Annotated in this window: 17 protein-coding genes and 1 tRNA gene; 10 read left to right on the top strand and 8 right to left on the bottom strand. The window is 65.1% G+C overall.

The features are described from left to right. Positions 1-28 precede the first annotated feature (28 nt). The 5 genes from JQ586_RS23875 to JQ586_RS40620 all read left to right on the top strand — a co-directional run bounded on the left by JQ586_RS23875 (position 29) and on the right by JQ586_RS40620 (position 3,348). The gene (locus JQ586_RS23875; RefSeq protein ID WP_212397108.1) at positions 29-625 is read left to right on the top strand and encodes a superoxide dismutase; all 597 of its coding nucleotides are present in this window, start codon (positions 29-31) and stop codon (positions 623-625) included. A 122-nt stretch (positions 626-747) separates the two neighbouring features. Next, on the top strand, positions 748-1,929 hold the full coding sequence (gene chrA / locus JQ586_RS23880; protein WP_212397059.1) for a chromate efflux transporter: 1,182 nt from the start codon (positions 748-750) through the stop codon (positions 1,927-1,929). Positions 1,930-1,938: 9 nt separating this feature from the next. Further along, positions 1,939-2,298, top strand: coding sequence for a hypothetical protein (locus tag JQ586_RS23885; RefSeq protein WP_212397060.1), 360 nt, complete (start codon positions 1,939-1,941; stop codon positions 2,296-2,298). A gap of 295 nt (positions 2,299-2,593) precedes the next feature. Continuing rightward, entirely contained in the window at positions 2,594-2,911 is a 318-nt protein-coding gene (locus tag JQ586_RS40615) for a TSUP family transporter (RefSeq protein ID WP_249148027.1), read from the top strand. Beyond that, positions 2,911-3,348, top strand: coding sequence for a TSUP family transporter (locus tag JQ586_RS40620; protein ID WP_249148028.1), 438 nt, complete (start codon positions 2,911-2,913; stop codon positions 3,346-3,348). Before JQ586_RS40615 ends, JQ586_RS40620 begins: the two co-directional genes overlap by 1 nt. A gap of 506 nt (positions 3,349-3,854) precedes the next feature. Here the strand turns inward: JQ586_RS40620 and JQ586_RS23895 are convergent. After that, on the bottom strand, positions 3,855-4,163 hold the full coding sequence (locus tag JQ586_RS23895) for a DNA-binding transcriptional regulator (RefSeq protein ID WP_212397061.1): 309 nt from the start codon (positions 4,161-4,163) through the stop codon (positions 3,855-3,857). 117 nt (positions 4,164-4,280) lie between these two features. After that, entirely contained in the window at positions 4,281-5,702 is a 1,422-nt protein-coding gene (gene mgtE, locus JQ586_RS23900; protein ID WP_212397062.1) for a magnesium transporter, read from the bottom strand. A 128-nt stretch (positions 5,703-5,830) separates the two neighbouring features. On the opposite strand from mgtE, the gene JQ586_RS23905 reads away from it, so the two are divergent. Both JQ586_RS23905 and JQ586_RS23910 read left to right on the top strand, forming a co-directional pair. Then, positions 5,831-6,604, top strand: a complete 774-nt coding sequence (locus JQ586_RS23905; RefSeq protein ID WP_212397063.1) for a polysaccharide deacetylase family protein — start codon at positions 5,831-5,833, stop codon at positions 6,602-6,604. Positions 6,605-6,699: 95 nt separating this feature from the next. Further along, positions 6,700-8,058, top strand: a complete 1,359-nt coding sequence (locus tag JQ586_RS23910) for a polysaccharide deacetylase family protein (RefSeq protein WP_212397064.1) — start codon at positions 6,700-6,702, stop codon at positions 8,056-8,058. A 52-nt stretch (positions 8,059-8,110) separates the two neighbouring features. On the opposite strand, the gene JQ586_RS23915 is transcribed toward JQ586_RS23910, so the two are convergent. From JQ586_RS23915 to JQ586_RS23925, 3 genes are all read right to left on the bottom strand, one after another. Further along, entirely contained in the window at positions 8,111-8,365 is a 255-nt protein-coding gene (locus JQ586_RS23915) for a hypothetical protein (RefSeq protein ID WP_212397065.1), read from the bottom strand. Between the two features lie 75 nt (positions 8,366-8,440). Next, positions 8,441-8,525 (bottom strand) — tRNA-Leu (locus JQ586_RS23920). A gap of 97 nt (positions 8,526-8,622) precedes the next feature. Further along, positions 8,623-8,865, bottom strand: coding sequence for a FliM/FliN family flagellar motor switch protein (locus JQ586_RS23925; RefSeq protein WP_066505938.1), 243 nt, complete (start codon positions 8,863-8,865; stop codon positions 8,623-8,625). A gap of 60 nt (positions 8,866-8,925) precedes the next feature. Between JQ586_RS23925 and lipB the strand changes: the two genes are divergently transcribed. Both lipB and JQ586_RS23935 read left to right on the top strand, forming a co-directional pair. Beyond that, positions 8,926-9,660 carry a lipoyl(octanoyl) transferase LipB gene (gene lipB / locus JQ586_RS23930; RefSeq protein ID WP_212397066.1) on the top strand — a complete coding sequence of 245 codons (735 nt, stop codon included), beginning with the start codon at positions 8,926-8,928 and terminating at the stop codon, positions 9,658-9,660. Positions 9,661-9,724: 64 nt separating this feature from the next. Beyond that, positions 9,725-10,327: a GDSL-type esterase/lipase family protein gene (locus JQ586_RS23935; protein WP_212397067.1), complete on the top strand. Its 603-nt coding sequence runs from the start codon at positions 9,725-9,727 to the stop codon at positions 10,325-10,327. A gap of 18 nt (positions 10,328-10,345) precedes the next feature. Here JQ586_RS23935 and JQ586_RS23940 read toward each other — a convergent pair whose 3' ends face one another. Beyond that, complete coding sequence (locus tag JQ586_RS23940) at positions 10,346-10,774, bottom strand: 4-oxalocrotonate tautomerase family protein (protein ID WP_212397068.1); 429 nt, start codon at positions 10,772-10,774, stop codon at positions 10,346-10,348. A gap of 112 nt (positions 10,775-10,886) precedes the next feature. Between JQ586_RS23940 and JQ586_RS23945 the strand changes: the two genes are divergently transcribed. Then, complete coding sequence (locus JQ586_RS23945; RefSeq protein ID WP_212397109.1) at positions 10,887-11,744, top strand: LysR family transcriptional regulator; 858 nt, start codon at positions 10,887-10,889, stop codon at positions 11,742-11,744. A gap of 8 nt (positions 11,745-11,752) precedes the next feature. Here JQ586_RS23945 and JQ586_RS23950 read toward each other — a convergent pair whose 3' ends face one another. Next, complete coding sequence (locus tag JQ586_RS23950) at positions 11,753-13,189, bottom strand: TIGR01777 family oxidoreductase (RefSeq protein WP_212397069.1); 1,437 nt, start codon at positions 13,187-13,189, stop codon at positions 11,753-11,755. Next, positions 13,186-13,845: a DUF4166 domain-containing protein gene (locus JQ586_RS23955; RefSeq protein ID WP_212397070.1), complete on the bottom strand. Its 660-nt coding sequence runs from the start codon at positions 13,843-13,845 to the stop codon at positions 13,186-13,188. Before JQ586_RS23955 ends, JQ586_RS23950 begins: the two co-directional genes overlap by 4 nt. Between the last annotated feature and the right edge of the window lie 19 nt (positions 13,846-13,864).

A 13,864-nucleotide genomic window follows, 5' to 3' on the forward strand; every position in this document is an offset into this window, starting at 1 on the left:
AACCAACCAACCGACAGGAGCAAGGGTGATGCCCTATCAGGCCAAACCGATGCCGTTCGATCCGAAAACGATCAGCGGCATCTCGGAAAAGATACTCGTCAGCCACTATGAGAACAATTACGTCGGCGCCGTGAAGCGGCTCAACGCGATTGGCACCCAGCTCGCCGAGCTGGATTTCGCCAAGGCACCGAACTTCATGATCAACGGGCTGAAGCGCGAAGAATTGATCGCGTCGAACTCTATGATCCTGCACGAGATCTATTTCGACGGGCTCGGCGGTGCCGGCAAGCCGGGCGGCGCGCTCGCCGAGGCTATCGTGCGCGACTTCGGCAGCATGGAGCGCTGGCGGACTGAATTCGCCGCCATGGGCAAGGCGGAAGGCGGCGGTTCGGGCTGGGTGATTCTGGCCTATTCGCCCCGCGACAAGCGGCTCGTCAATCAATGGGCCGCCGATCACACGACCACGCTCGCCGGCGGCCGTCCGGTCCTCGTGCTCGACATGTACGAGCACGCCTATCACATGGACTTCGGCGCTGCGGCCGCGCGCTATGTCGACATCTACATGGAGGCCATCCGCTGGCAGAACGCCGCCAAACTGTATGAGCAGTATTCGAAGGAAGCCTGAGCAGGGACGAAACGAGTGCGATGAGGCGGTGCGGACAGGCGAGCGTATTGAAGGGGTGCCATCCGGGCTGAGCTCGCAATCGACGGGATCGTCAAGCCCGGGGAGCAATCAAGGGGGAGACTGTGACGACCACAACGACCAGCGAGCGCGGCGGAATGGGCGAACTCGTGCGCTATTTCCTCAAACTCGGCTTCCTCGGCTTCGGCGGACCGGTCGCGCTCGTTGGCCAGATGGAGCGCGAGCTCGTCGACGGCAAGAAGTGGCTCTCCAAGGAGCAGATGCGCGAGGTCATCGCCATCTGCCAGTCGCTCCCCGGACCGCTCGCGATCCAGGTCGGCATCTACATTGCCTATCTGCGTTGCGGCTTCTGGGGGGCGTGGGCCGGCGGCTGGGCCTTCATCCTGCCGAACTTCGTCATCGTCGCCGCCCTTGGCGCGCTCTATGTCTATCTCGGAGACCTGCAACCGGTCACCAGCATCTTCTACGGCGTCAGCCCCGCCGTGATCGCCCTGATCCTGCATTCCTGCTACCGGCTCGCCAGGCTCGGCATGGAGGACTGGCTGCAGTGGATCATCGCGGGAATCTGCCTCGTCGTCACCGTCATCCTGCAAGCCGAGGTGGCACTGTTGTTCATCGGCGCCGGCATCGTCGGCATTGTCTATTACGGCAACGTCAGGCGCCCTCCCGTTGCGATGCAGCTTGCGGTGATACCGGCGGCGGCGCCCGCGGTCGCGCCTGCCGCCACCGGCTCGACGTTGGGCAAGCTGCTGCTGTTCTTTCTCAAGGCGGGCTCGCTGACCTTCGGCAGCGGCCTCGTCATCGTTCCCTTCCTCGAGCAGGGGCTGGTGCAGCAATATGGCTGGCTCAACGAGCGTGAATTCCTGGTCGCGGTCGCGATCGGCATGATGAGCCCGGGGCCGGTGGTGATCACGGCCACCTTCGTCGGCTACCTGGTGGCGGGGTTCTGGGGCTCGCTCGTCTCCACCATCGGCATCTTCCTGCCGTCTTTCCTGCTCGTGCTGATCGTCGCGCCCCTCCTGGCACGGCACCGCAAGAATCCCAACGTGCAGGGCTTTGTGAAAGGCGCTTATGCCGCGGCAATCGGAACCATTCTGGGTGCCTGCATCCTGCTCGGCAGGATCGCTGTCGGCGACTGGCTGACAGCGCTGGTGGCCGTCGTGTCGCTGGCCGTGCTGTTCCGCTGGAAGGTCAGCAATCCCCTGCTCATCGCCGTCACGGCAGTGATCGGGCTCATAGCCTATCCGATCCTGCAGCCGGCATGGGTGCTCACCGGGCTCAAATGAGGAGCGACAATGCGCACGCCGTTCAGGAATGAACTGCCGGGGCCGCGACTTGCGGCGACCGTTTTCATCGCCGCAAACCCGGCGCCCCCATTCTATCCAGATGGCCTATTGGTGATTCCGGCTCTTCGGATGAGCGCGCCAGTCGCGGCCGACGGTTTGGTGGTCGTCGTTCGGCGCGGCCTGGGCAGCGTGATGGCTCTTGCCGCCTTGCGCCCTCCAGTCGCGCCCGATCGTGACGTCGTCCGCACGGCCGCGATCCTGCCCGCGCGATTGTTCCGACTGCTGATGCGACTGAACTTGTTGGACGGAGCTGGACTGCGCCAGTGCCGCACCTCCACCGAACGTGAGAGCCAGTGCGAAAGTGGATAACAGGGCAACGGATGCGGAATTTCTCATGATGGTCTTCCTTCCTCGCTGGGCCTCTGCACCAACTCGCCGTGACCGGCTTTGTTCGTAGAGAATGCACATTTGCTTGCGCGAGCAGCGCAAGGAACCGAGGAGTTTTGTGCACGATTCATCGCCATGCATGAGGGAAGTGACGGTCCCATGGCCGTAGCGAACGCTACTACCTCGGGAAAGCTCTGCAAATTCTGGGGATCCGCGACCTCCCCACCAGATGGGTATCCATCCAAGCGCTCGCCTGCCTCGTTCGGGGGAACGCCCTATGGATGGACTTGTCTTTGCGGTATTTGCTCTCGCCGCTCTTGTCGGCGGTTTCGTCAGCGGATTTTCCGGATTTGCGATGGGCCTCGTCGTATCGGGCGTATGGCTGCACATCATCACTCCGATGCAGACCGCGACACTTATCGCCGGTTACGGCCTGCTGACGCAGGGCTACGGCATCTTCAAGCTCCGGCATGCTCTCGATCTGAGAAAGGCCTGGCCACTTGCACTTGGGACCGTCATCGGCATTCCCTTTGGCGTGAGCATCCTCACGTATCTGAACCCGACCTATCTCCGGTTCGGCGTAGCCTGCTTTTGATGATCTACTCGATCTACGGGCTTGCGCGTCCCGTGTTCGCCCCAGTGAAGATCGGAACCGGAGCCGACATCGCGATCGGTATCTCGAACGGCATGCTCGGCGGGTTGACCGGGCTGGGCGGCGTGATCTCCACCATCTCGTGCCAATGGCGCGGCTGGCCCAAGGACGTGCAACGCGCCGTGTTTCAGCCGGTGCTGTTTGTCGCATTCGTCGTAATCTCGATAACGCAGGCCATTGCCGGCAGCATCACCAGGGACACGCTGACGCTCTATGCGTGGGGCGTTCCTTTCATGGCCGCCGGTCTTTGGTCCGGCTTCAGGCTGTTCGGGAAAATCGATGACGAGACGTTCCGCAAGACAGTGCTGGTGCTGCTGCTTGCGGGAATGTCCCTGATCTTCACCGCGCCGACCGCGGCGGCTGATAGCCCCAATCACTGATTTGCCCGACGGCGCAAGTCCCCGTCACAAAAATAATTCGGTTTATCGTAACGACAAATCAGTGTATAGAATTTCCCGTCTCACCCGCTCGAGGGGCGCTCGCGATCGTCACGAACGTGGTGGTGGGATGCGGTGGACGCTGCATGCGTGACTGACGAGAGCGCATGAGGCGGACGGCGAAATCGTGCAGGCCTGACGCCCTAGTGGCAGGTGTCTCCCGCGAGATGCGAAAGCATCTTCGCGAGACGGTGACAAAAAAGCCCAGTCTCACCGGGGAGAGCACGTATAAGCCGTAACCCATCGCGCAGGGAAAGCCGGGTTGCTCCGGTTACACCTGTGGTCCTACCCCGGTGCTTTTTTGTTGCACCGGGCCCATGGGTGCGATCGGCACCCGGCTTTCCCTGCGCCCTCTTCACACAGAGCGGCGAAACGAGATGCAAGACTCGGACGATTCATGTCGCGAGAATGTAGAGTTGCGTCCGTAAGAGAAAGAGGGTCGTGCCGCCTCACGCCGGCGTCGGCGCGCTCGACAATGCGGCGAACACCGTCTCGGGCGAATGGGCGATGACGGCGAGCAGCGCACGGGCGGGGCCGCGTGGCGCGCGCTTGCCCTGCTCCCAGTTGCGGATGGTCTCGACGGGCACGCCGAGCCTGGCGGCGAATTCGGTCTGGGTCAGTTGCGCGCGGCGGCGCAGGTCACGCACGGCCGGCTTGACCGGGGCCGCCGTTGCCATCACGGGCAACGCCAGCGGGATTTCCTGGCCATCGCGAAGTTCGACGATCCGTCCGTCCGCCTTGAGCCGCAAGCGCTGCATGCTGTCCCCCTCTTGGGAATGGCAGCATCATCGGTGAAGGCGATTAAGGCCCGATTAAAGACAGGGCTCGCGCCCGACGCGCGCTCCTCGCGCGACATGCGGACTGGTTCGGCCGATCTATTTCAGGCCGAACCAGAGCGTGGCGATGCCGAGGAAGGAGAAGAAGCCGACCACGTCGGTGACGGTCGTGACGAAGGTGCCGGAGGCGACAGCAGGATCGGCCCGCACCCGCTCCAGCACGATCGGGATCAGGATGCCGCCCAGCGCGCCGGCGACCAGGTTGCAGATGATCGCAAGCCCGATCACCATGCCGAGGCCGGGGATCTTGAACCAGGCGAACGCGGCAATGCCGGTGATGATCGCAAAGGCAATGCCGTTCACCAGCCCGACCATGGTCTCGCGCAGCACCACCCGCAGCGCATTGAACGAGCCGAGTTCGCGGGTGGCGAGCGCACGTACCGCCACCGTCATGGTCTGGGTCGCCGCATTGCCGCCCTGGCTCGCCACGATCGGCGCCAGCACCGCGAGCGCCACCATCTTCTCGAGCTGGCCCTCGAACAGGCCGAGCACCGACGAGGCGAGGAAGGCGGTCGCGAGATTGACGAGCAGCCAGTTGAAGCGGCCGCGGGCGATGGTCCAGACCGTGTCGGAGAGTTCTTCCGGATGGGTGACGCCGCCGAGCGCCTTGAGGTCCTCGTCGGCCTCCTCCTCGATGACGTCGACGACGTCGTCGATCGTGATCACGCCGACCAGCCGGTCGGTGGTGTCGACCACGGGAGCTGCGACCAGATTGTACTTGCCGAACATCCGCGCGACCTGCTCCTGGTCCTCAAGCGCGGAGACGCGGCGGCGGTCCTCGTCGACGAGGTCGGTGATCGGCACCGGGCGGCGCGCGCGCAGGAGCACGTCCAGCGCGACCGCGCCGAGCCAATGCCGGTCGGCGTCGACCACGTAGATTTCGTAGAAGCGATCCGGCAAATCGGGGGTGTCGCGCATGTAGTCGATCGCCTGCCCGACGGTCCAGCCCGGCGTCACGGCGATGAACTCGGTCTGCATCCGCCGGCCGGCGGAGTTTTCCGGATAAAGCAGGCTGCGCTCGATGTCCTCACGCTCGGCCGGCGGCAGCTTCTCCAGGATCTCTTCCTGGTCCTCCTCGTCGAGACTCTCCAGCAGCTCGACGGCGTCGTCGGATTCGAGCTCGCGAACACCTTCAGCCACCGTCTCCGGCTCGAGTTCCTCGAGGATTTCCTCGCGGACCGCCTCGTCGACCTCGTTGAGGGCCGAGAAGTCGAAATCCGTGCCCGTGATCTCGACGAGGTTGACGCGGTCCTCGGGTGCCAGCGCCGCGATGAGGTCACCGAGATCGGCCTCGTGCAGTTCCGCCACCACCTCACACAGCAGCGGCCGGTCGGCAGCATGGATGGCGCGGGTCATCTCCTCGACAAATTCGGGGCGCAGCTGGCCCTCCTCGTCCCGCATCGGCACACGGTCCAGGAGCTCTGTCCCGGCCGGTCGGGCCACGTCGATTTCCTCGGCCATGCCGTATCTCGCCGGTTTGACAGGATTGGAGAATTGGTCTGAGTTGTAAGCAACGGAATACCCAACCGGCAACGGCTTGTGCAATGAGAAATATGTTCAACGGACGATCGGTCCGGAGTGCCGTTGCAATGCTCGCCGCGATCGCGCTTGCGCAGGTCGCCCTGACCGCGTCGGCGCGCGCTGCCGACTGCCCGCGCAAGGATGCGCTCGGCACCTCGCGCGTGCTGGAAGTGGATCCTGCGACCTACCCGCGCGTGGGCCTGAAGAGCTTTCCGCAGACCCTGCCGCTCGAGGACCACGAGGTCGTGCTGACCTTCGACGACGGGCCGACGCCGGGGAAGACGGACAAGGTGCTGACGGCTCTTGCCGCCGAATGCGTACGGGCCACCTTCTTCATGGTCGGCCTTAACGCGACCGAGTATCCCGACATGGTGCGCAAGGTCGCGCGCCTTGGCCATACCATCGGCTACCACAGCTGGGACCATCCGCACCTCAACAAGCCGACGACGGACGAGGCCGAAGCCAATATCAACCGCGGCATCGCGGCGGTCGAAAAGGCGCTGAATGGAACCGCGAGCACGATTCCGAGCACGCCGTTCTTCCGTTTCCCCTACTTCGAGCAGACCCCTCAGCTGCTGGACCGGCTGCAAAAGCGCGGAATCGCGGTGTTCGGGGCGGATTTCTGGGCCAGCGACTGGGTCAAGATGACCCCCGAGGAGGAGTTGAAACTGCTGACCGGGCGGCTCGAAGTCGCCCGCAAGGGAATTCTCCTGCTGCATGACCCGCAGCAGCGAACCGATGACATGCTGCCGGCCTTTTTGCGGTACCTGCACGATCACAATTATCGGATCGTCCACATCGTGCCGGCGTCGATGAAAACCGTGTCCGAACGGACACATTGAACCCGAGCCCGCAGCTGATTACAGACCGTTAAGGTGGCATTCATGGCGTCGCCGTTAAGGATTTTTCAGTGAATTTGAAATGCGGCCGAGGTTCCATGTTTGCCAGCGTTTTGGTTGACACCCGCAAGCGGTCCCGCGCCGTCATCGGCACGGCGCTGCTGGGCTGGGCGATGTTCCTGGGCAGCACCGCGCAGCCGGCCCGTGCCGCAGAATGCCCGGGCAATCCGAACGCGCTCGGTACCTCGCGCACCCTCGTCGTCGATCCGACCGAGCATCCGCGGATCGGCACCATGCAGTACCGGGAGACCCTTCCACTCGCCGATCATGAGGTGGTGCTGACCTTCGACGACGGCCCGCTGCCGAAATACAGCAACCAGGTGCTGGCTATTCTCGCCAGCCAGTGCATCAAGGCGACCTTCTTCACGATCGGCAACCAGGCCAGGGCCAACCCGGAGGGCGTGCGCAAGCTCGCGGCCGCCGGGCATACCATCGGCACGCATACCCAGACCCATCCGCTGACCATGAACAAGATGCCGATCGAGCGGGCGAGGCAGGAGATCGACGACGGCATCGCCTCGACCCTGGCCGCGCTGAACGGCGACAGGAGCAAGCTTGCGCCGTTCTTCCGGATTCCCGGATTGATGCGCGCCGAGGGCGTCGAGAATTACCTGGCCTCACGGGGCATCCAGACCTGGAGCGCCGACTTCCCGGCCGATGACTGGCGCCACATTTCGCCGCAGCGGGTCTACGACCTCGCGATCCAGCGCATCGAGGCGCATCACAAGGGCATCCTGCTGCTGCATGACATCCAGCCGCGCACGGTCGCGGCGCTGCCGCGGATCCTGAACGAATTGAAGGCGCGCGGCTACCGCATCGTCCATGTCGTGCCCGCGACGCCGGATCGCCCGGCAACGCCGACCGAGCCGCAGCAATGGTTCATGCATCCGCCGTCCGAGACGATCGCGGTCTCGCGCTGGCCGAGAATTCCGAACTTCGTCTACACCGCGCGTAAAACGCTGCCGGCTCCGGTGTTCTCGGCCCTCGACTGGCGCGACGCCGAGGCGCTCGATCACGCGCAGCGCGCCCGCATCGGCCAGCCCCATCAGGCGCTGTGGCCGCAGCCGCATGTCGCGCAGGGCAATCCTGTCTCGACCCTGGCAGTTCCGGCGGCGAGCGTGTTCCGGATTCCTGAAGGGGAAAGCCTGACGTTGCTCGCGACCAGGTCGCACGCCAATCACGGCGTCGCGCAGGCCGCGACAGCAACCGCGCGCCAGGCCAAGGGCGCCAGGCGAACCGCGCATCTGCCGCCGGGCGCAGGCCGCGGCAAGGCTCGCCCGGCACCTCAGCATGCCGAGCCGTCCGACAGGAGCGCAGGTGCGGTCCGCCTCGCCAGCCTGAAGAAACGCGCGCCGCGCGCCGAGGCCACGGCGATCCCCAAACGGGTGCCGGATTAGGGCATGACCCGAAAGAGGAGTGGCCGATTCTCCGAGCGAATCATGCCGCTCTCTAACTGGTCACGATCTTGGCTATGCAGAGCAGAATCACCAGTGCGAGGAAGAACAGATCGATATAGGCCTTGATCTCGCCGGCGTGGCGCAACTCGGTGACGTCGCCGAAGGCATGCATCGCGGCATAGACAAGGACAAGGATCGCGACCGTCGCGCGCTGCTCGTACCGCTCCAGGAAGTTGAGGCTGAAATAGACCAGGCCGAGGAACACGAAGTTGGAGGCGATACGGTAGGCGTAACTCAACAACGTCATCAGGCGCTCCGCCGAACGGGCATGACGCATCCGCTCCCGGCAGCGGCCGGGCAAGCCGAAATCGTGCTGTATGGCTGGTGCGCTCGGAGGGACTCGAACCCCCACGATGTTACTCACTGCCACCTCAAGGCAGCGCGTCTACCAATTCCGCCACGAGCGCTTGGGATACCGGGTGGAACCCATGGGGCGCCGCCGGATCGACGGCGCCATGTAACAAATCACGGATGCAGGGACAAGGCGCTTGGTGAGCGAATTAACTACCTGACATCGGGAGATTTCGGCAGCATTTGCTTGACCTCGACCGCAATCCGGTTGCGATCGACCAGAACGACGCCGCTGGCGACCGGGAGGTTGTTGGCGAGGATCTTGACCTCGTCGGCCTCGGTCGCGTCCAGCTCGATGATGGCACCGCGGGACAGCCGCATGACCTGGTGGATGGGCATGGTGGTCGTGCCGAGGACCACCATGAGATCAACGCTGACTTTATCGAGGGTGGCCACTTCTGAACCGCCGAACTGGAACTAAATTGTGGATTCACCTGACCACGTTAGAGTTAGCCAATGGTTAATGACCGCCAAAGCCTTGATTTGACGACCTTTGCCCTGCCCGCAGGCGTTGACGCGGTCGAATGGCGGATTTCGGACACCCCGGTCCCCTACCCCGATTCTGTTGCCGAGATGGATGCGCGCGTGACGGCGATCGCCGCGGGCTCGGCGCCGGAGCTGGTCTGGCTGCTCGAGCACCCGCCGCTCTATACCTCGGGAACGAGCGGTAAGGCCGGTGACCTGCTCGACCCGCGGTTTCCGACCTTCCAGACCGGCCGCGGCGGCCAGGTCACCTATCACGGCCCCGGCCAGCGGGTTGCCTATGTGATGCTCGACCTGAAGCGGCGCCGCCCTGATGTGCGCGCCTATGTCGCCTCGCTGGAAGAGTGGATCATCCGCACCCTCGCGGCCTTCAACGTTCGTGGCGAGCGCCGCGAGGACCGCGTCGGGGTCTGGGTCAGGCGCCCCGACAAGGGGCCGGGCTTCGAGGACAAGATCGCCGCAATCGGCGTCCGGCTGCGGCGCTGGGTCTCGTTCCACGGCATCGCCGTCAATGTCGAGCCGGACCTCTCGCATTTCCAGGCGATCGTCCCCTGCGGCGTGGTCGATCCCCGCTACGGCGTCACCTCGCTGGTCGACCTCGGGCTGCCCGTCACGATGGCTGACGTCGACGTTGCGCTGAGGCAGGCCTTCTCCGAGGTATTCGGGGCGGCGGCTGCGGGGACGCCGCACGAACAGCCCGCGCTTTGAGCTGATGCGAAAGCGTGCCCTGATCGCTATTGTCATCCTGGTCGTAGCCGGATTGTCATTTCACATGCTGGACACATCGATTGCCGAACGACGCGAAAGCGAGATCCTCCAGCACGTCAAGGATTTCATGGCGCAGCGGGGCGGTGAAAGACCGGTCGTGTTCGTCGGCGACAGCATCGTCCAGGACGCGCACTTCTCGCCGACCCTGTGTGGCCGGCCGGTGATCAATGCCGCCTATGGCGGCGCGGTCGCCGGCGGCGTGCTGCGGCTCGTCGAAGCGTTCGGGGACATCCGTCTAGCCCCGGCGGTTCTCGTGATCTCGGTCGGCGTCAACAACAGCATCCGCACCGACCACCGTCCGTTTGCCGAAACCTATCCGGAGATCGTGCGGCGCGCCGCGGGACTTGGCAGCAAGGTCTTCGTGGTCTCGCTGGCGCCGGTCGCAGCAAGCGGTGTGATGGCCGACGAGATCGACCGGGCACGCTTTTCGGATATCGACCGGGTGATCCGGCAGGCCGCCCGCGACGGATCCGCCGCGCTGATCGACGTCGGCACGCTGCAGACGAAGACCAGCCCGGTGGTCCCGGACGGCGTCCATCTGAGTGCCGATGGATACGCCGCCTGGACTGCCACGATCGAGGGCGCCATCAATGCGCAGTGCCCGTGAGCTTCGCGCCCGCCGCGGTCATGCGGCGGCCCGCTGTGGCGAGACCTCGAGCTTGCCGGCGATATAGCGGCGTTCCTGGGTCAGGCCGCCGAAGCCATAGGCGTCGCCCCTGACCTCGTCGACATGGGCATAGCTCTCGGTGTGCAGCGGACCGAGCAGTTCGCCCATCCGCCTGAACAGCGCGGCGAGATAGGCCGCCTTCTCGTCCTTGGTGTTGGTGCCTTCGGTGACGTGGATGTCGAGCCAGTAGCTCGCGAGATTCTGCTCGGCGAGCGACTTGCCGCCCGCGAACCAGTCGGCCGCATCGGCCGATTTGACGATGACAGCGGTGACCCTGGGATCCTTGTGCAGAATCCCTGCGGTGAGTTCCGACACCGCCGCCGCGATGTCCGCCTTCAGCGTCGGCGTCTGGCGGGAGGTGGCGTAGGTAATGGTGATGAGGGGCATGATCGTTCTCCTTGAAATTCCGTTGGCGCGAGCAGCCGCGCCTCCCCTAGCTAGACCTTCCCCCATCATATTGGTATCTTATCTATATCAATAGCAATGATAACCAACCTTGATCATGACCACGCTCGACATCGATACCGTGCAGGCCTTCCTCCTCGTGGCGGAATTGCAGGGCTTCACCCGCGCCGCCGAAGCGCTCGGCACCACGCAGGCGGCCGTCAGCATGAAATTGCAGCGGCTGGAAACGCTGCTCGGCAAGCGGCTGGTCGAACGATCACCGCGGGCCGTGCGGCTCACCGCCGACGGCTCGGCCTTCCTGCACCATGCCCGCGCGCTGATGGAGGCGCATGATCGCGCGCTGTCGGGCGAGAGGCCGGCGCGCCAGCGGCTCACGCTCGGGATCAGCGATCACGCCGCCGGCCCTGAACTGGTGCCGCTGCTGGAGCGGCTGCATGCGATGGCCTCGCGGCTGGCGCTCGCCGTGACCATCGGCTTCTCGCGCGAGGTGCTCGATGGCTATGATGCCGGCGAATTCGACGCCGTCATCGTGCGCCAGGAAGGCAGCCGGCGCGGCGGCGAGAAACTCGCGGAGGACGAGTTCGGCTGGTTCGCCACCAAGCGCTTCGTGTGGCGGCGCGGCGACGCGCTCCCGCTCGCCAGCCTCGCACCGCCCTGCGGCGTCCGCGCGCAGGTCGTGCGTGCGCTCGACAAGGCTGGCATCACCTGGACCGAAGGCTTCGTCGGCGGCGGCGTCACGGCGGTGGCCGCAGCTGCGCTCGCCGGCCTTGCGGTCGCGCCCCTCGCCCGCCGGATCGCGCCGCCGGGGTTGATCGACATCGGGCCAGCGCACAATCTGCCGCGGCTCGGCGCATCAAAGGTGATGCTGCATTCGAAAGTCGGCGATCCCGCCAAGCTGGCAGCGCTGCGCACGCTCGCCGCAACATTCCGGAGCGTCGCCGCAGCGGCGTGACACGACGCTCACAAGATCGCCTCGAACGCACTGCGCAGGGTCTCGTGGCGGAACACGAAGCCGTTGCTGAGCGCCTTGTTCGGCAGCACGCGCTGGCCGCCGAGCAGCAGTTCGTCGGCGAAGTCGCCACCGACCACGCGCAGCAGCACGGCGGGAACGCGGAAGATTGCAGGCCGATGCAGGCGGCGTCCGAGTTCCTCGGTGAACCTGGTGTTGGTCACCGGGATCGGCGCCGTCGCATTGATCGGCCCTGACAGTTCAGGCCTGGCGATGACATGCGCGATCAGGCGGACGAGATCGTCGCGCTCGATCCAGGACATCCACTGCTTGCCTGACCCGAGTGGACCGCCGAGACCGAACTCGAACGGGGTCAGCATCCGCGTGATGAAGCCACCGTCGGTCCCGATCACCAGGCCGATCCGCAGACAGGCCACGCGCACGCCATAATCGCCGGCGAGACGTGTCGCCCTCTCCCAGGCTTCGCAGAGCTCATGGCTGAAGCACGCGTGGGACTTGGCGGACTCGGTGAGCACCTGGTCCTGCCAGAGCCCGTACCATCCGATCGCCGAGCCGTTCACCAGCACGGAAGGCTTGCGGTCGAGCCGCGCGATCAGCCTGACCACGTCGCCGGTCATGTTGATGCGCGACGCCAGGATCTTGCGGCGCTTGGTTTCGGTCCACAGGCCGTTGCCGATCGGCTCGCCCGCCAGATTCACGATTGCGTCGATCCGCGCCTCGGCCGGCAGCTGGTCGAGGCTGGTGATCAGCGTGATCGGCTGCGGCAGCAGCTCGGCCTTGGCCGGATTGCGGATCAGCGCAATCACCTGATGACCCGATGCCACAAGTCCTGCCACCAACCGACTGCCGATGAAGCCGGTCGCGCCGGTCACGAGCACGGTCTGTCGCGCCGGCACCCTGTCGACGAGCGATCCCGCGTGCACGCTGGTCATCCGCCCGAGCCGCGCCGCGGCGGCAAGGTCACGCACGCCGCACAGCGCAGCACCGGCCGCCGAGGCGGCTGCGACGATGCTGAGCCATCCGGCATAAGCCAACGCAATCCCGGTCGGCCGCACCGCCCACCCGGTCAGGACCGGCAGCAACAGCACGAGGATCGCGCCATAATTGAGCGCGAGCAGCGTGTGATTGATGCGCTCGCTCGGCGGCAGCTTGCGGCTCAGATCCTCCTCGACGAAATCCATCAGCGTGACGACGACCTCGATCACCAGCACCGCGATGATCGCGATCGCGAAGATGCCGTGCACCTCGAGCCAGCCGAGCAACAGGAACAACAGCGCATAGAGCATGTTGCGCACGCCGTGCAGCCTGAGCTCGTAGCGTTGCGAGGGACGCCAGGCCAGCCGTTCGGTGAATTCGTGATGATAGAAGGTGTCGAACACGCCCATCGCGATCTGAATGGCGATCAGCGTCCAAAGCAGCGGCGTCATGACGAGGCCTCCCTGAACACGACCGACTGGCGGATCAGCCGGCCAAAACGCGGGTGGATGATCTCGAGCGTGAAGCGGAAGGCATCGCCGCCGAGATCGGAATGCGTGACGGTGAGATCGCCCGGTGACAGCCAGTCGGGCAGCCGCAATCGCAGCCGCCCGAGCTGCAGCGCATAGCCGACGCTGTGGAACGCCAGTGCCTCATGCTCGACCGCGATCCGCAGCGCCATGCTGACGCCGCAGCCGACATATTCCTCGAGCCCGGTCGGACCGGCAAAACGCTTGGCGGAGTGAATGACCTGAGGAAAACCGCCGCGCCGCGCACAGATTCGGGTCCAGATCTGGCCGCCGCTGGCCGTGTCCTCAGTGACCGTCACGATCATCGGCACGCCGGTGTCGCTGCCCGTCGGAAGCGGTCCGCCGACCAGGCGCGCCACCTGTGCCAACCACCAGCCGATCCGGCTGAAAGCGACCTCGTCCACCGCGCCGACATAGACGACGGTGCTGCCGTCCGCAAAGCGCTTGGTGAAGCGTCGCCAGATCGCGATCGGCAGGCGGCCCCAATCCTCGTCCGAGAGCAACGCGCGGAAGCGATGATCGTCGAGCAGTTTCGTGTTGGAAGCCGGCGATGTCCTGGATGTCCTTGCTGACGCCATCGCATACTCCCGTTACACC

The sequence above is a fragment of the Bradyrhizobium jicamae genome, assembly GCF_018130215.1.
In the GTDB taxonomy this organism is placed as follows: Bacteria; Pseudomonadota; Alphaproteobacteria; order Rhizobiales; family Xanthobacteraceae; genus Bradyrhizobium; species Bradyrhizobium jicamae_A.